Here is a 16,447-nt window from a genome sequence, read left to right on the forward strand (position 1 = left end):
GCTTAAGGCCACGGCGTCAATACTTCGTGGCCTTCTTTGGTCACCAGCACCATGTGCTCCCACTGAGCCGACAACGAGTGATCTTTGGTCACCACGGTCCAGCCATCTTTTAAGACTTTCGAATGGCGCTGACCGGCGTTGATCATCGGCTCTATCGTAAACAGCATGCCTTCCTCAAGCATAAGCCCTTTGCCTGGCTGACCATAGTGCAGCACCTGCGGCTCTTCGTGATATCCCTGACCGATTCCGTGGCCGCAATACTCTTGCACCACGGTAAAGTTCTGCCGTTCAGCTACGCTGGCGATGGCATAACCCACATCCCCTAAAGTAGCGCCAGGGCGCACTACGGCAATACCGGCGTTCATGGCTTCGAGCGTCGTATCAACCAGACGGCGTGCCAAAATTGAGGGTTCGCCTGCATAAAACATGCGGCTGGTGTCGCCGTACCAACCGTCTTTGATCAGGGCCACATCAACGTTCACGATGTCGCCTTTTTTAAGGATCTTCTCCGAGGGTATACCGTGGCAGATGACATGATTGACTGAGATGCAGGTAGTCTTTTGGTAGCCGTGATAACCGATATTGGCTGGGATCGCTTGTAACTCATTGACGATAAAATCATGACATAATTGATCGAGATGCTCGGTGGTAACGCCGGGCTGGACGTGCGGTTCAATCATTTGCAGAACGCGGGCGGCAAGCCCTCCGGCGATACGCGCTTTTGCGATACCCTCTGAGGATTTGATAAAGGTGTTGTCAGTCATTGTTTGTTTTCCTTGCGGTGACACCATCATTTAGCAGGGTTTTAATACCATCGAAGTTCTCCGTGGATCCTGCACTTGCGCGAACCAGCAACTGACAGATATCGCGGTGAGACAGATCCGGGTGCATCTCCATCAGCATGCCCACTTTCATCCAGTGTTCCGCCTGAGCATTCATCGAACGGGTGAACGCGAGGCTGGCGATGCGCAGATTTTCATGCATCATTTCAGATATTTTGATAATGCCCATTGAGGGCCCCTCAGTATATGGTTTGTATATGTTTTATATATTCTCGTATCATACCTGAGCCCATGACTTACTTACAACCCTGCGGTCCTGTAATCTTTATTATTACTGTACTGAACATAAAAACATGTGCTTAAAAACAGTGTTGACACCCTGCAAAGAACGAGTAGATTAGAACTCAGCACCAACGGAAACGACAGAAATATGTTTATTAGCGTGGTGTTCAACTAGCTGAAAACTAGTTATACTTTAGAAGTAAATACAGTGCGATAAAGGCCACGATATATTGTAGTTTGGGATAATCGATACTGAGTTTTAACACTTAACTCATACGATGACGCTCCAAGGCCATGCAGTAAATCTGTATAATCGCATGTGGGTCAGTACCGCGATGATGTAAGGCCTTGTTATTAATAGTTATGTTCGCGATTTGGGTACGTTAAGTATGAAATCGAGAATGTCGCGACGGAAGTAAGGCAACGCATCAAAAAGTATATATCGCGAGGGTGATGTGCTCATTTTGTTATATCTTCTCGAGATAACACAATGAAAGTTACAGGATCACGACCTTATTCCATCAAAATATCGGAGGACAGCGTTAGAGAAAGTAATAATATATCCTGTAAAAAATGTACATCTTTTGAAGTAGTACTAAGTTATTAAGTTGATTAATGTTAATTATTAATAATGTAGTCCCTTAAAAGCCCTGGCGATAATATTGTCAGGGCTTTTATCATTTAAGGACTGCTCCAGCGATTGCTGAACTCCCCTCGTCTTAACTTACCTTTACTCTTTGATATCAATCATCAATAGCGACATGCTTGCCGGTATGCCGCAGAAACCTCTTATCGCATCGGTTCGGGTTTTAGGTTTACTCGAAAAATATATCGCCAGATTCCGCTTTGAGAATTTTGCCCTCTGCGTCGGTGATCAGCGCATAGCTGCCGCCTATGTAGGTCCAGTGGCTATTCGCCTCTGGCGCAGGCAAATTACGTTTTTGCCACTCGTCGATCTCATAGGGTTTAGTCCGGTAGAGGTCCGGTACCACGCTGCCTAGTGTATAAAGTTTCGAGGCATCGTAGAAAGATTTTATTTCATGAGAATTTTTTGCCGCAAACGCCGTCCCGGTCATCGTAAGTGCAGAGGAAAATACAAAAGCCGATAACATTACCCATTTAAAATGACGCATATTTTTTCCCGTCTAAAACGATCAACTTATAGCATGCTTCACGGCCAGTCTGGTGCACCAGCGGCACAGTGAAGCCTGTATCGCGACTCCAGGACAGAATAATAACGAGAAAACGCCGTCATACCGGCGAGATTTATTGTGTCGAAATGCAAACATCATTTCAAAGAGAGCCTGCGTCAGCGCTGTTTCTGATTTCATTCTGCTTAATAAGGACTGTAATCGATATGAAGCTGAACTCTTCCGTGATGTGCTAACAGCATGGGCAATAGTATGCTTGAGACGGGATTTTCCCGGACATCACAGCCCGCTTTGCTGCTCTATGTTACCTACAAATGATCACATTTTATCAACTTCAGCGATTAGCTGAACGTGCAGTCTAGCCAGAGAAAGCGCGGTTACATATCGAAGCGACAGTTTTCAACGTATTGAATACGCGTCCATATTTAGATGTCTGATCTTGATTGCCGCCAAAAATTCGATTGATTCAACAAAGCCGTTTTTGGATTGTTAAAACGATAATTTGATGTTTTATGTTAAATTTTTGTTTGTTTTTGCTTTTTTAATGTTTACATGATGGTTATCACTTTATGCCATCACCTCGTTTCGTATCCTCAATTACACGACGAGGGAGCAAACTATGTTTCTTGAAGAAAGAAGAATAAAAATTCTGAGTTTTCTTGACGAGAATGACAGAGCAACAGTGAAATATCTCGCCCTGTATTTTAATGTCACTAAGGAAACAATCCGTAGTGATTTAAATGCGTTGTCATTCCAGGGAATGGTTCAACGATGTCATGGCGGAGCCATTATTATTCGAAAGAGCCTGCAATCACGTTTAATTTCTGATGTCGCCAGTGATTTTGAATCCATTTTAAAACATATTGCGTGTGAAAGTAATAAAAAAGGAAAGGGTGAAAAAGTGAAGGATAAGGTTTGTATTCTTGGTTCTTTTAATGTCGACATTGTTGCTAAAGTTACTCGTTTCCCTAAAGGCGGAGAATCTATTTTTGCTGAAGGAAGCACTTTAGGCCCTGGAGGCAAAGGCGCTAATCAGGCTCAGGCAGCAAGTCGTGCCGGCGCAAAAGTACATTTTGTTTCTAAAGTCGGCAAAGACCAATTTAGCCAATTTGCTATGGATCACCTTTCTTCTTCAGATATTTACTCTTTTAAACTTTATCAATCTGAAACTGAACCAACGGGCAATGCCATTATCTATGTTTCTCAGGAAAATGGTGAAAACATGATAGCAATTCATTCTGGCGCTAACAAAACCATCAGTGAAGAAGAGATCTACGAATTGCGCGAAGAGCTATCAAATTCAAGCGTTTTATTGCTGCAATTGGAGAATAATTTTTCAGCAACGCTAAATGCAATGAAACTTGCGCGCGAGCTTGGGGTAAAAATCATTATGAACCCTGCGCCTTATTCTCCCGAGGTGTTATCGGCACTCGAATATATCGATGTGATCACACCGAATGAAACAGAAGCATCTCAATTATCGGGCATTGAAGTTACAGATATTGAAAGCGGTAAAAAGGCTGCACAAGCTATTTTTGCACTGGGGGCTCGTCGGGTGATTATTACCATGGGATCGCGAGGCGCACTGCTCTATGAAAATCAACAATTCCAGCATATCCCGGCATTCCCGGCAATGAGCATTGATACGACGGGAGCAGGCGATGCCTTTAATGGTGCTTTGGCCGCATCGATGGCCAACGGTCAGTCTCTCCCCCTGGCAGCCACTTTTGCTTCGGCCTTTGCCTCACTCGCTGTGGAACGAGAGGGGGCGTCAAATATGCCCGATCGCAAGAAAGTATTGGCCCGGCTGCGAAGTGCCTAATCTCATTTATTTCACCGTTAAGAACGGTTACAAGGAGAAGAAATAAACACGAAGAAAACAGTTATTGATGGAATCCATTCTCTTTCTTGCTTTCCCTTACTCCGGCCAACAGACGTTCAGCCAAGCAGGGGGATTATGGGCGAGTTGTTGTGCCAACGGCTTATATTTTGAGTCAAGGTGAGATGCCATCCAATATAATCCCTGACTACTTTTCGCGGCCCATGGGCCAGAAAAACCATGTTCACCGGCTTCACGGCGCGCCGCATCAAAAGGCACGCTGGAGTGTTGATATTCTTGATGCGTTTTACGGCCATCTGCATAACTTACTAGCCAATCGAGTGCTTGTGCCAAATTGCCCCCCCTGTCATGCCCCAGATAAGACCAGTGCTGTCCTCCCCGAGCGGCTGCCAGCGCTGCCATCGTCAGCGGCTCAAGGTCATACACTACATAGTGCAAAGCATCGCGTTCATAAAAGTCGAAGACCGAACCGTCGGCATTAATATTCTCGCCAGTTTGCTGTTTGAATAGCATCTTAGCCTGTTCTTGTAACGGTTTATCGTCCAGCACGAAGGCAATCATGGTCACTAATTTGATGCGATGACTTTGCCAGTTATCCATGAAAATCGTGGAAGGATGGGGTTTCTGTTTGGCCTGTATAATGCGTTTGACATAACCCTGAGCCATTTGGCGCAAGAAGGTTTGGGTCGCATTACGCAGGTCAGGTGCTAAAGCATGTTGAGTCACGCTGTAGGCGATGATCAAGCTCTCAAAATGTGTTTCATCAATAGGATCGTAACTAGGTTGATAGGTGTTGACCCACGCCGCCAAATAACGACTGGTTTGATTAAGATAGCGGCTATCACCATTGAGGCGCCATGCCAACGCAGCGTCGCGCATCAGCGGGAGGTCTTTTTCTGCTACTTCGCTTTCGTCGCGAATGCCTCGATGTAGCAAGGTTCCTTCCGTATGCAGATGGGGTAAAGCATCAGGATTATTCGCCAGATGTGCATCAACGCTGCGAAGTAAGGAGGTTGCTGCGGGGGAATTTCTATCGGGTGATGGTGAGCAAAAATCTGCGGCGTTGGTTAACCAAGGTGTACAGAGCAGTGCCAATAACGTATAGCGGCGCAAAGTCAGTGGGAAAGGAAGAGCGGACAGTTTCATAGTGGATCCCTTCAAACGTTAACGGTAGAAAGGTTGTTTTCAATAACACATAGTACATTTAACATAATCAATGTTATGCGCACCAAATATGTAACACCAATATTATAATGTCACCTTTTAACAAGTTTAAAATGCCCCCCTTCAGACAACTCGGAGCATCACAGTTAATTTCTTGTAAACTGCTGTTCCATAATGCTATTTCCCCACTGTTCACCTTGCCATTCCTTGACCAGTCCAAAGCCGATAGATTCATAAAGACGGCGGGCGGCTGTCAGTTTGTTGAACGTCCACAACTGCACAGAAATAAACCCATATTCATCGCAAAATTTAATCGCCTCACTCAGAAGCCGTTTGCCTGTGCCAGTTCCCCTGCAGCTCTCATCAAGGATAAACCAGCGCAAATGCGCCTCGCCGTTGCCAAGATCCTGACCATCAATGGCGACAGAGCCGACTATTCGCCCGTTCAGCGTTGCCGTCCAAATCTGGTTGCAGTTTTCATCAAGGCGGCCCGTAAAATCGGCCAGTCCTGCGGCCACTTTTGCCTCAAAAAAGCGGCCGAATCCATGATGTGTGGAATAGTAATGGACGTGCATCTCAGAAATACGGCCAATCATTCCCGGCTGATAACCCGTTTCTATATCAATTCGTTGCGGTGTTATTTCAACATTATCTTTACGACAGGATTGCAGTGCGGAAGCGTAAACCGAAATGCCCTCCTTTACCGTTTGTTGCTGATCAGGGCTGAGCTTTGCCAGCGCAGAGATCACCTGGTTTTTACCATAGGCATGTATCTTGCTGACACTCTCCTGGCCTAGCCAGGTTAACTGTAGTTCTTTCACTCTTGCGTCTTCGCTAGAGGCGGTTTCAACTAATTCCCCCGCAATGACCAGCTTCGCCAGCATCCGGCTAACGCTCGATTTTTCTAAACACAGTACATCCACCAACTGTTTGGCGGTCATTTTTCCCCTGGCTTCAATTTCAAGCAGGCTATGGACAACTGAAGGAGAATAGTTTGTCGCGGCCAATGTGGTATTCATAAAACCCAGTTCCCGAACCATCAGTCGGGATGCTAACCGGATATCGTCGACGATCGGAGATTCGGCTTTCATGCGTAGAGTTCCCGGCGAGTTATTATAGTTGTGCAATGCAACCACTTTAACCGGTTTCTGTCAACAGACATCCGTAACCGTGAGCGTCAGCCAGATTACAACAGCGCAGCAAGGGAGAGTCCGCTTTGGGAAACGGACGGGTTTCAGTGAACAGGAATGAGAGCCCAAGTAATTGAGTCGGGTGATATAGCGGGATCGGAAGCTTTTTACTTCCGATCCCGCTTAGGAACGATTTTGCCGTAAAGGTTTCCCTGGTGAAGGAAGAATCATTTATGGCTGGCGTCCTAACTGCTGGTCGAAACGTTGCCAGCTTTCGGTCAGGTCGATCACTGAACGCGTTTTTCGCGCTTCGTCGATTTTAATCGCCGTTAACCCGGCTTCCAGCGCATCAATCACTGAGACATTGAGTGGGCTGCCGGTTTTAAGATGTTTAACTACGTGCTCCGCCATCAAGGCGTCGGCCCCATAGTGGCCGTCATAGGCATTCCCTTCATATTCGGTTGAGACAATTTTATCTCCCGAGCGTGCGTCGTGTACGCGGAAGAAGTTGCGTACAAAATCTCCCTCTGCCATCCCTTTTGCTCCTATCACGCAGAAGCGGCGGAATTCGTCGGGAACGTTGAGATTGGCGTGGAAAGCAAGGGTCGCACCTCCGCTGTACTCGATCAGCGCGGTCTGATAATCCACTATGTCAGCATCGCTGGTAAACACCGCGTCAGTGCTGGACCATCCGCTAGGTTTGATATGGTAAAGCTCGGCGCTGGCATTGAACTCACCCTGTGGCTCCTGCTCTGGCGTGAAAGATTTACGTCCGCCAAAGCTGGCTACCCTCACTGGTCTCTCGCCCATCAATCCCTGATAGAGATCGATATCATGGCAACATTTTTCCAAAATGTAAGGACCTGCGTATTTTTCATAACGGCGCCAGTCTCGTTGGAAAAATGCGCCGTGGAAGGGGCGAATGTGTTCGGTGGCTTCAATTGAGGCTATTTCACCCAATTGTCCTTGCTCTTTAGCACGCATCAAGTCAATGAACAGCGGCGAATAGCGCAGCACCAGACCGACGATAATGTGGTCTGAACCGTACTGTCTAACCAGTGCGGCCATTGCCATGGTTTGCTCTTCGTTAATCACCACCGGTTTTTCGGTAAACACTCTTTTGCCTGCCTCAAGACCGGCTTTGACGTGCTCCAGGTGAAGATAGTTAGGCGAGCCGACCATTAACAGATCGAAATCGGCGTTTTTCAACATGTCGTCAAGGGATGCAAAGGATTGCCCCGGCTCAATACCAAATGTGTGCAGGTTGGGAAGACCGGCGGGTGCAGGATCAACGTAACCCGCGATGCGGAATTCGGGGTCAACTTTATTAAACTCGTTAACTACGTTGGACATTCGAAAACCGAGACCCACAATGCCTACTTTCATGTTTTATCCCCTGGCTGCCTTTATAAGGTGAGCACGATGCTGATGTCTGCGCAGAAAGAACGTTGGCGCAGCATGCAGTTGCCTAATGATTAGCCACTAACTTATTACGGTGACAAAAGTAATGTCAATAAATTGAATCTCACTTAAATCGCTAAGTTAATCTAACATCATGAAATATAATTATTTAATTTTATAATTAATTTCAATGTTTTTTTACTATTGCGATTTATGTTTTTTTGCCCTATCTTTTGGCTCATCACAGGTCATGTGTTTCAATAGCTTGAAAGGCTTGTGCGGCGTCAGACAGGAGGATAATTTTGCAACCAGAATATTTCGTTGGAATTGACGCCGGTGGAACTCAATGTCGAGCGCGACTTACCGATAAGCAAGGAAGAGTGTTGGCAAACTGCAGCACGGGTTCAGCCAACATATTCAGCGACTTTGAAGGGGCGATCGCGGCAGCATTAACGGCAGTTGAAAACTGCTTCATGATGGCCAAATTATCGAAAGATACGTACCAGAAGACATCCGCCGCTTTTGGTTTTGCCGGGGCTAACGTCACGCGCATACGTCAGCAGGCGCGTGACTGGCCTATGCCTTTTCTGCGTCAGCACATTGCCTCCGACGTTGAAATAGCCTGCCTGGGCGCGCATGCCGGTGAACTGGGTGCAGTGTTGATTGTTGGTACCGGAAGTCAGGGTACGGCCTACGACGGCCAGGATTTCCATTCCGTAGGCGGGTGGGGATTTGCGCTTTCAGACGATGGCTCTGGCGCTCAGTTAGGTCGCAGTGCGCTCCGGCTCGCCCTGCGCTGCCACGAAGGGCTTTCAGTGCCCTCACCTTTGACGCAAACCCTCATGGCACACTTCTTCAACAGTCCTGAAGCCATGCTGGAATGGACCTGTTCCGCAACGCCCGCCCGGTGGGGAGCATTTTCTCCGTTAATATTCGAGCATGCAGCGTTGAACGACGTTAATGCGTTGTCTTTGGTCAAAACACTGGCGGCGGATATCGATCGGCTGCTCTCTTTTTTGGTTAAAACCAGTCAGGCAAAAGTCTGTCTAATGGGCGGGATTGCCCAACCTGTCACGCGCTATCTTTCACCCGAATTACAGCAAAAGATCGTTATACCGCAAGGTGATGCCTTGCAGGGTGCTTTGTTATTTGCAGCACATAAACAATCACTTGTGGTAACTTTACCGGACAGGGACCCTCACAAAGAAGATGACCTCCTAAAATTATGACTGCCGCCAAAAAAATTGCTCCCAATGTATCGGCGCGTCTCCTGCGCCTGATTGTTGAAAACTCACCGATTAGCCAGTCTGATTTGAAAGTGCGAAGTGGGTTGAGTATGTCGACCGTTTCACAGGCCACCAACCGGCTGCTGGCGAAAGGTATCATTCATGAACTTGGGCTGCGCCGCGAGTCGATAGGTCGACCAAAAATTTTGTTGGGGCTCGATCCCGATCAGGCCGCGGTGGTGGGTATTCAGCTCAATGCCGAACGTAACCTGATTGTGATGACTGACCTTAACGGCAAACTGATTGGCGAGCAGCAGATCCCGAGCGGTGCGATGACGCCCAAGCAGCTCAGCGACGCGCTGGCAAAATTTTTAAAGAACGTTGATGCCGACAAGGTGGGGGCTATCGGACTGGCCTTATCGGGCATTGTTGATCCCGACAGCGGTTCGTGCGTGCGATCCAAGGTGCTTGACTGGACCAACGTGCCCATTGCCAACATTCTGGCCGAACGCTTTCATATCCCCGTATATATAGAAAATGATGCCAATGCTATGGCGTTGGCAACACTAGTATTTGGTCAACTGGGCAGTGCGCAGTCGGCGATTATTGCCACTTACGGTAAAGGAATTGGCGCAGGTATTATTATCGAACGCCAGCTCTATCGGGGCAGGCACGGTAACGCCGGTGAGATTGGAAACGGGTTGATTGGCGATGGCACCACCAATCTGGAAGAGGTGGCGTCATCGAGCGCCATTCTAAACGCTCTGGCGGTTCAGCACGCTGATGCGCCAGCTATTACTCATCTGTTGGACATTGACCAACACCCTTCTCCTGCGGCGCTCGAAATTCTGGCGAAAGCCGGCCATCACCTTGGCATCTCGCTGGCCAACCTTTCCATCGCGCTTGATCCAGACGTGGTGTATCTGGCTATGGAACCTTCGATGGCCTCGCGTATCCTGCTAGAGAATGTCACCATGAGTTTCCAGGTAAACCGCCTGAAACTGACGCCACAGCTCACGCCGCTGATGTTCCTGACCGATTCTAATCGTATGTGGGCGCTGGGGGCTGCAGGCTTTGCTGTGAATAAGCTGATTGATATTTTAGCGGCATCGGCGGACGAAGAGTAATTTTAACGCCATCTCCTCCGACAATCAGGAGGAGATGGAATACGGGAAAACTAGCGAATTCTTTCACCACTTTGCGCGAACAGCAGGCTTTGTTGGGCATTAATCCCAAAAGTGACGCGGTCACCGTTTATGTGCTGTTCAAGCTTCCGCTGTTCGATCACCAACGTTTTGTCTTGTGCATAATCAAGATAAAGATAATTGGTGTGCCCCAGGTGTTCTGCAAAAGTGAGCGTGCCGCTGAAGTGGCAGTCTGCACTGTCCGCAGAAACAAAATGCTCTGGTCGAACCCCCAGCCACATCTTCTCCCCCTCGTTCAACGTTTGCTGTACCGGAATAATCAGGCTGTCGATCCCCAGTTCCGCGACGCGAAGTTGAACCTGCCCTTTTACGGTAGTCACTACTTCTGCCGCCATAAAGTTAATGCGCGGAGAACCAATAAAACCTGCAACAAACATATTATCGGGATTATGGTAAAGCTCAAGCGGCGCCCCAACCTGCTCAATGACGCCCTGTCGTAGTACCACCATGCGGTCCGCCAGAGTCATCGCTTCGAGCTGGTCATGGGTCACGTAAATCATGGTGTTGCCTAATGACTCATGCAGTTTGGCGATTTCAATCCGCATTTCCAGGCGCAGCTCGGCGTCAAGGTTAGACAGCGGCTCATCAAACAGGAAAATGCGCGGTTCGCGGATAATCGCCCGCCCAATAGCAACGCGCTGGCGCTGTCCTCCTGAAAGTGCACGTGGCATGCGGTCGAGCAATTCGTTCAAGTGCAGCTTTTGTGCCGTCAGCGCCACCAGCCGTTTGATCTCCGCCTTGGGGCGCTTCGAGACCTCCAGCGGATAGCTAAGGTTACCGCGCACGGTCATGTTGGGATAAAGAGCGTAAGACTGAAACACCATGGCGATACCGCGTTCGGTAGCGGGCTGATGTGTCATATCAACGCCATCAACCAATAAATGCCCCTGCGTTATCTCCTCCAATCCGGCGATCATGCGCAGCAGTGTTGATTTACCACAGCCAGATGGGCCGACAAAAACAATGAACTCGCCGTCTTTTATTTCAAGGTCGATGCCGTGAATGACATTGACGTTGTCATAGGACTTCTTGATTGCTTTGAGCTGCAGATTAGCCATAAGCCCTCTCTTATAAGATTAAACCCATGTAGATGGCATTGCTGCGCATCAGAAATTTGAATCCCAGTTTGGAATAGAAGCCGCAGACCTGCTCGTTTTGCAGGCTAACGCCAAGGTGAACGCCCTTCACGCCCGCAGCGCGTAACGCATTCAATTCGGTTTCAACCATCCTGCGGCCGTGATGGTTCTTTTGTGCCGACGGCAAAATATTAATGTGCAGATGCGCAGGATAATCGGTGGTCAGCTCTGCAGAGGCCTGGGAAGGCTGGCGAATGGCTTCCAGCACCTTGTCGTCGAGCGGTGCTACAGGCTGCCGCTCAGCAAATTTCTTGCGCAGTTCCGGCCACCACTGCTGTTCAAGGTGATGGGTAAACGCCACGGTATCGCGGGTGCCAACCACATAGCCTAATACCTGGGCATCTTGACACAGTACAAACGCCAATTCGGGTTCAAACACCGCGTAAGGAACGGAAAAACGCAGCCCCGGATAGCTGGGGTCGCTGTAAAGTGCCGTGCCATCTTGGCCTGCGTCGGAGGTTTTCAAACAGATAGCCGAAAGAGCTTCGAGGTCGCCAGTTTCAACCTGGCGGATAATAACAGACGACGTTGGCATAATAAGTCCCAAGGATTGTATAAAAAACCTGCCTTTAAACTAAAGAATGAGTACTTAGTTTGCAATATATAATAATTCGTATTTTTTAGAATTATCCAACCTATGACACCGATCACAGGTTTACCCAAAAGAAAAACTGATTACCGGCTATTTTCTCCCAGACGACTTATCCTTTATTACAGCGCTTAATCAAAGGTTTTACGCGCTTTCATTCGCATGAAAACATAATTTTATCCTATGTTTGGCAATAAGTTATAGTCATTATGCCGGTTAAGAGAATTCACGCAGCACGATAGGGTTTATTAAAATAAATCGCCTGTCACTGGCCTGTAGTTCAGCGTTTAAGCGTTCTTTTAATAGACTTTGACAGTAGTAGATCGGGTTTTCGTGATGGTTTGAACAGTAAGAAAAGCTGTTTGACTTTATTTTATGATTAAAGTAAGTATTGATGGTCATGTGAATTTTAAGCCAAAAAGCCAATGAAAAGTGCCGGATGTGCTTTTGCTGCCAGAGAGAAGGATGCCTGTTCGTGTCGGATGAGAGGAATACACCACCATGTCTAAAGCCTTGCATGCACCACATCATTTTCGTAAAACCGCTGGCAATCGTGCACCTCGCACCCTGCTATCGCTACTTGCACTTACTGTCGGGTTGAGCCTGAATCCGGTCCATGCCGAGACAATCGCAGCGTGGGATATCTATAACTATCCGTCACAAACCGCGGTCATTGATCAGGCGATTAAGGACTTTGAGGCGCAAAACCCGGGAGAGAAAATTAGCCGCACGGTTCACTCCTTCGACGATACGCGCATTCCACTCAAGCTCGCCCTTTCTTCAGGCGAAGGCCCGCAGGTCGCGCAGGTTAATCAGGGGGGCGGGGACATGGGCGCATTGGTGAAAGAGAAGCTTCTTTTCCCTATGGACGACTACGCAAAACAGTATGGCTGGGAAACGCGTTTCCCAAGCTCAATTCTTAAACGTAACCGCTGGTCTGATAAACAAGATTTTGGCAGCGGCCACCTTTACGGCGTTGCCAGCCTCGGCGAAATGGTCGGCTTGTACTATAACAAGGCGGTGCTGGATAAAGCTGGGATCCCGGTACCTAAAACCCTGCCGGAGTTTGAGGCCGCGCTGGCTAAGCTGAAACAACAAGGCACCGTACCGATTATGCTCGGCTTGCTTGATGGTTCAGTTGGCGCGCAATTACTTTCCACGCTGTGGGAAGAACAGATCGAGAGCAGCGACCGTAAAACGCTGGACGACCTGATCTACGACGTGGGCGGCACCTTTAAAGACGCAAAGCTGGTAAAAGCTGCACAAACCATGCAGGACTGGAATAAAAAAGGGTATTTCTTCCCGGGCTATCAGGGCATGGGCCGCGATGACGCCGCGTCGTTGTTCCAGAACGGTCAGGCCGCCTTCTTCATCAGTGGCACTTGGTACATGGGGCAGTTCAAACCGAACAAAGACATTCACTTCTCGGCGATGCCTGCCGTTCCGGGCGTAAAAGCGCCGTTGATGGTGGGAGGTACTGACTTGCCTTTCTCTATCACTATTACGGCTAAAACCAAGGCGCAGCAGGACACTGCGGCAAAATATATCAACTATATTGTTTCCGATAAGGTGGCTACAGCTTGGCTGAACGCCGGTTTCCTGCCCGCTTCGGCTGACAAGAATGCCAAATTGCCTGCTGACAACCCACTGCTGGCCGACATCTATAAGGTCTGGACTGCGGTCAACGCTACTGATGGACTGGGCCATTATGTCGACTGGGCAACGCCGACCATGGGTGATGTGCTAAATGCCAACGTTCAGCTGCTTTTGGCCGACAGACTTACTCCTCAGCAATTAACCGAGAAGCTTGACGAGAATTACCAGCAGTATCTGAAAACCCTTAAACACTAAATCGAAATACGGTGAGGAACGTGGCGATATGCTCGCGGGCATATCGCCAGTACCGTAAACATGAGGCGTATCAATGCTCAATAAATCAATGCTGAAAAATATGCTTTTTGTTTTGCCGTCCCTCCTTATTTACGGTGTATTTTTGCTGGCCCCTCTGTTGTTCTCAATCTGGGCGAGTTTTACCACCTGGGACGGCACCTCATGGCCAGTATTCATTGGCTTGCAGAACTTTGTGAATATGTTTGCAGACGCGACGTTCTGGATATCGATTGCCAACAACGCCATGCTGCTGCTGTTTTATACGCTTTGCCCGATAGTTATCGGCCTTGCGCTGTGCAGTTTTCTTAACGACACTCGCCGCCACGTTGAGCGCAGCCTGCTGCGTATTCTGTTTTTTCTGCCATACATCATGCCGATGGCCGTGCTGGGCGTGGTGTGGCGCTGGTTATATAACCCCGCTTTTGGGCCTATCGACCAACTGCTGCGTGCCATCGGCCAGCCGCAATTGGCAATAGCCTGGCTGGGTGACTTTGACTGGGCGCTGCCCGCCGTAGGTTTAGTGGCTACCTGGTATTTCTTCGGCTTTTGCCTGGTGCTATTTATGGCCGGTTTGCAGCGCATGGACCCTTCACTGCTCGAGGCAGCCGAACTTGATGGCTCCAGCCGTCGGCAGAAATTTATGCGCATTACCCTGCCCGGGCTTAAACCAGAAATCCGCGTTGCTCTGCTGCTAACGGTGATTGCTGGTATCAAATCCTTCGACCTGGTTTATGTGATGACTCGCGGTGGACCGGGTACTTCTACGCTGGTGACCAACATTTATATGTATCAGCAGGGTTTTGACTTACGTCATTTTGGCTATGCCTCCGCCGTGGCGATTATTGGCATGGTAATGGTGTTTATTCTTAATGGGCTGATTCATCTTGCACTCAGGGAGCGTCGTTAATGCGTAGCACATCTCTTTTCTCTCGCGGCGTTATCTGGCTGGTTGCATTGATGACTATTCTGCCATTTTTGCTGGCCCTGATGACATCGTTCAAAACGCAGTCGGAACTGTTTCAGGGGGCATTTACCCTGCCGGGTAGCCTACAATTGGGAAATTATGTTTCAGCATGGCGTGAGGGACATTTCAATGTTTACTTTCTGAACTCGGTCATTGTAGTAATACCCGTTATCGTGGTGAGTCTTTTCGCCGGGATATTGTCTGGGTTCGGTTTTGCATTTTTACGCTTGCCAGGTAAAAAGTTTTTGGCATTTCTGCTGGGGTTGGGCATGGTGCTGCCTTCAGAAGCTTTTATCATCCCGCTCTATCATGAACTGCACTGGATGGGCCTGACGAATACCTATCTGGCGCTGATTATCCCGCAGATCGCACTCTCCATACCTTTCAGTACGCTGATGGTCGCCACTGCATTTCAGCAAGTGCCCAAAGAATTGATTGAAGCCGCCGTGATGGATGGATCGAGCCGCAACAAGATTTTATGGGGTATTCTGGTGCCTGCTATCAAGCCCACACTGTCAACGCTGTCGCTGCTGCTGTTTATTTGGACCTGGAATGAGTTCTTGATCCCGCTGATATTGGTCAATAAAGATGAACTGCGCACGCTACCGATCGGCATGATGTTTTTCCAGAATAAAAATACCCTGAATATCCCTGAGCTGATGGCCGGAGCCATGATAGCTATCCTGCCGATCGTCGCAGTATTTCTGGTTTTCCAGCGGAAATTTATCAGCGGCGTGACCGAAGGTGCTGTGAAATAGTCATTATTGCGGCACAGAGGCGAGTTTTACTGACTTTATTGAGTGCGCGTTTGTCACAGAACGGCAACGCGCACCGATAAGTATGCAGGTGACAACTGGCATAGGCAGATGTTTAATCAGTGATTCGCAGGGTCTATCCGCCACCTGGCCCTGTGCAATACCAACATTGAACACGCCAATATACAGTGCGGAGGCCAACATTATTGCAGTGTTGTATCGGTATGATCCATGATGAAACCGTAAGGGAAATGAATAATCAGGAAGTACTGCAAAGGAGATAACATGTTTGGTCCTGATCCTAATAATAAGCATCCGATGACAGGTTTTCCTCAAATCTGCTTTATCAAAAATACCATCAATAATCCGAATATCATTATTGGTGATTACACCTATTACGATGATCCGCAGGATTCTGAAGATTTCGAGCGCAATGTGCTGTACCACTTCCCATTTATCGGCGACCAGCTAATCATCGGTAAATTCTGCGCAGTCGCCCGTGGTGTAAAATTCATCATGAACGGTGCAAACCATAAGCTTTCTGGCGTATCCACCTTTCCATTTCAAATATTTGGGAATGGATGGGAAAAGGTCATGCCTGCTGCAGAAGACCTCCCCTATAAAGGTGATATGGTCATTGGGAATGATGTTTGGATAGGGTATGAGGCGTTATTTATGCCAGGAGTGGAGGTCGGCAACGGCGCGATAATCTCCTCTCGGTCTGTCGTCACCGGGGATGTGCCAGCTTATGCCATCGTGGGCGGCAATCCAGCCAAAGTCATTAAATACCGGTTTGACAGTGAAACGATCGCACAGTTGGAGACAATCGCGTGGTGGAACTGGCCTGCAGAAAAAATCTCACAAAATCTGACGCTGATAGTTTCAGGTGATGTTGACGCCCTCGCGTCGTGTTAACTGAGTTAAACCTTCAC

Annotated in this window: 15 protein-coding genes; 7 read left to right on the forward strand and 8 right to left on the reverse strand. The window is 48.4% G+C overall.

Annotated features, from left to right (window positions below):
• Positions 1-2 precede the first annotated feature (2 nt).
• The 3 genes from map to ACMV8I_RS14395 all read right to left on the reverse strand — a co-directional run bounded on the left by map (position 3) and on the right by ACMV8I_RS14395 (position 2,197).
• Complete coding sequence (gene map / locus ACMV8I_RS14385) at positions 3-764, reverse strand: type I methionyl aminopeptidase (RefSeq protein ID WP_498865893.1); 762 nt, start codon at positions 762-764, stop codon at positions 3-5.
• Positions 757-1,011, reverse strand: coding sequence for a ParD-like family protein (locus tag ACMV8I_RS14390; protein ID WP_498865894.1), 255 nt, complete (start codon positions 1,009-1,011; stop codon positions 757-759). Before ACMV8I_RS14390 ends, map begins: the two co-directional genes overlap by 8 nt.
• Before the next feature lie 868 nt (positions 1,012-1,879).
• Positions 1,880-2,197, reverse strand: coding sequence for an RcnB family protein (locus tag ACMV8I_RS14395; protein WP_498865895.1), 318 nt, complete (start codon positions 2,195-2,197; stop codon positions 1,880-1,882).
• A 637-nt stretch (positions 2,198-2,834) separates the two neighbouring features.
• Here ACMV8I_RS14395 and rbsK point away from each other — a divergent pair.
• Entirely contained in the window at positions 2,835-4,037 is a 1,203-nt protein-coding gene (rbsK, locus tag ACMV8I_RS14400) for a ribokinase (RefSeq protein WP_498865896.1), read from the forward strand.
• A gap of 96 nt (positions 4,038-4,133) precedes the next feature.
• Here rbsK and ACMV8I_RS14405 read toward each other — a convergent pair whose 3' ends face one another.
• The 3 genes from ACMV8I_RS14405 to ACMV8I_RS14415 all read right to left on the reverse strand — a co-directional run bounded on the left by ACMV8I_RS14405 (position 4,134) and on the right by ACMV8I_RS14415 (position 7,735).
• Positions 4,134-5,201 (reverse strand): alginate lyase family protein, encoded by a 1,068-nt coding sequence (locus ACMV8I_RS14405; RefSeq protein WP_498865897.1) that lies wholly within the window; start codon positions 5,199-5,201, stop codon positions 4,134-4,136.
• A gap of 164 nt (positions 5,202-5,365) precedes the next feature.
• Complete coding sequence (locus ACMV8I_RS14410) at positions 5,366-6,310, reverse strand: bifunctional helix-turn-helix transcriptional regulator/GNAT family N-acetyltransferase (RefSeq protein ID WP_498865898.1); 945 nt, start codon at positions 6,308-6,310, stop codon at positions 5,366-5,368.
• 270 nt (positions 6,311-6,580) lie between these two features.
• Positions 6,581-7,735, reverse strand: coding sequence for a Gfo/Idh/MocA family protein (locus ACMV8I_RS14415; protein ID WP_498865899.1), 1,155 nt, complete (start codon positions 7,733-7,735; stop codon positions 6,581-6,583).
• Positions 7,736-8,052: 317 nt separating this feature from the next.
• Here ACMV8I_RS14415 and ACMV8I_RS14420 point away from each other — a divergent pair, with 317 nt between their 5' ends.
• The gene (locus ACMV8I_RS14420; RefSeq protein WP_498865900.1) at positions 8,053-8,979 is read left to right on the forward strand and encodes a glucosamine kinase nucleotide-binding domain-containing protein; all 927 of its coding nucleotides are present in this window, start codon (positions 8,053-8,055) and stop codon (positions 8,977-8,979) included.
• On the forward strand, positions 8,976-10,103 hold the full coding sequence (locus ACMV8I_RS14425) for an ROK family transcriptional regulator (protein WP_498865901.1): 1,128 nt from the start codon (positions 8,976-8,978) through the stop codon (positions 10,101-10,103). Before ACMV8I_RS14420 ends, ACMV8I_RS14425 begins: the two co-directional genes overlap by 4 nt.
• Before the next feature lie 50 nt (positions 10,104-10,153).
• On the opposite strand, the gene ACMV8I_RS14430 is transcribed toward ACMV8I_RS14425, so the two are convergent.
• Together ACMV8I_RS14430 and ACMV8I_RS14435 are read right to left on the reverse strand one after the other, a co-directional pair.
• Positions 10,154-11,239, reverse strand: coding sequence for an ABC transporter ATP-binding protein (locus ACMV8I_RS14430; RefSeq protein ID WP_498865902.1), 1,086 nt, complete (start codon positions 11,237-11,239; stop codon positions 10,154-10,156).
• Between the two features lie 10 nt (positions 11,240-11,249).
• Positions 11,250-11,852 carry a GNAT family N-acetyltransferase gene (locus tag ACMV8I_RS14435; protein ID WP_498865903.1) on the reverse strand — a complete coding sequence of 201 codons (603 nt, stop codon included), beginning with the start codon at positions 11,850-11,852 and terminating at the stop codon, positions 11,250-11,252.
• Between the two features lie 555 nt (positions 11,853-12,407).
• Between ACMV8I_RS14435 and ACMV8I_RS14440 the strand changes: the two genes are divergently transcribed.
• The 4 genes from ACMV8I_RS14440 to ACMV8I_RS14455 all read left to right on the forward strand — a co-directional run bounded on the left by ACMV8I_RS14440 (position 12,408) and on the right by ACMV8I_RS14455 (position 16,430).
• Positions 12,408-13,757, forward strand: a complete 1,350-nt coding sequence (locus ACMV8I_RS14440; protein ID WP_497233858.1) for an extracellular solute-binding protein — start codon at positions 12,408-12,410, stop codon at positions 13,755-13,757.
• A 73-nt stretch (positions 13,758-13,830) separates the two neighbouring features.
• On the forward strand, positions 13,831-14,703 hold the full coding sequence (locus tag ACMV8I_RS14445; RefSeq protein WP_498865904.1) for a carbohydrate ABC transporter permease: 873 nt from the start codon (positions 13,831-13,833) through the stop codon (positions 14,701-14,703).
• Entirely contained in the window at positions 14,703-15,518 is an 816-nt protein-coding gene (locus tag ACMV8I_RS14450; protein ID WP_498865905.1) for a carbohydrate ABC transporter permease, read from the forward strand. The genes ACMV8I_RS14445 and ACMV8I_RS14450 overlap by 1 nt, the downstream gene beginning before the upstream one ends.
• Before the next feature lie 282 nt (positions 15,519-15,800).
• Positions 15,801-16,430, forward strand: a complete 630-nt coding sequence (locus ACMV8I_RS14455; protein WP_498865906.1) for a Vat family streptogramin A O-acetyltransferase — start codon at positions 15,801-15,803, stop codon at positions 16,428-16,430.
• Positions 16,431-16,447 lie beyond the last annotated feature (17 nt).

The sequence above is a fragment of the Ewingella sp. S1.OA.A_B6 genome, from assembly GCF_049889095.1.
In the GTDB taxonomy this organism is placed as follows: Bacteria; Pseudomonadota; Gammaproteobacteria; order Enterobacterales; family Enterobacteriaceae; genus Ewingella.

Bases quoted from the DNA above. Each gene is read 5' to 3' on its own strand.
- ACMV8I_RS14450 (WP_498865905.1), top strand. From the start codon at position 14,703: ATGCGTAGCACATCTCTTTTCTCTCGCGGCGTTATCTGGCTGGTTGCA.
- ACMV8I_RS14445 (WP_498865904.1), top strand. From the start codon at position 13,831: ATGCTCAATAAATCAATGCTGAAAAATATGCTTTTTGTTTTGCCGTCC.
- ACMV8I_RS14405 (WP_498865897.1), bottom strand. From the start codon at position 5,201: ATGAAACTGTCCGCTCTTCCTTTCCCACTGACTTTGCGCCGCTATACG.
- map (WP_498865893.1), bottom strand. From the start codon at position 764: ATGACTGACAACACCTTTATCAAATCCTCAGAGGGTATCGCAAAAGCG.
- rbsK (WP_498865896.1), top strand. From the start codon at position 2,835: ATGTTTCTTGAAGAAAGAAGAATAAAAATTCTGAGTTTTCTTGACGAG.
- ACMV8I_RS14455 (WP_498865906.1), top strand. From the start codon at position 15,801: ATGTTTGGTCCTGATCCTAATAATAAGCATCCGATGACAGGTTTTCCT.
- ACMV8I_RS14430 (WP_498865902.1), bottom strand. From the start codon at position 11,239: ATGGCTAATCTGCAGCTCAAAGCAATCAAGAAGTCCTATGACAACGTC.
- ACMV8I_RS14440 (WP_497233858.1), top strand. From the start codon at position 12,408: ATGTCTAAAGCCTTGCATGCACCACATCATTTTCGTAAAACCGCTGGC.
- ACMV8I_RS14395 (WP_498865895.1), bottom strand. From the start codon at position 2,197: ATGCGTCATTTTAAATGGGTAATGTTATCGGCTTTTGTATTTTCCTCT.
- ACMV8I_RS14425 (WP_498865901.1), top strand. From the start codon at position 8,976: ATGACTGCCGCCAAAAAAATTGCTCCCAATGTATCGGCGCGTCTCCTG.
- ACMV8I_RS14415 (WP_498865899.1), bottom strand. From the start codon at position 7,735: ATGAAAGTAGGCATTGTGGGTCTCGGTTTTCGAATGTCCAACGTAGTT.
- ACMV8I_RS14390 (WP_498865894.1), bottom strand. From the start codon at position 1,011: ATGGGCATTATCAAAATATCTGAAATGATGCATGAAAATCTGCGCATC.
- ACMV8I_RS14410 (WP_498865898.1), bottom strand. From the start codon at position 6,310: ATGAAAGCCGAATCTCCGATCGTCGACGATATCCGGTTAGCATCCCGA.
- ACMV8I_RS14435 (WP_498865903.1), bottom strand. From the start codon at position 11,852: ATGCCAACGTCGTCTGTTATTATCCGCCAGGTTGAAACTGGCGACCTC.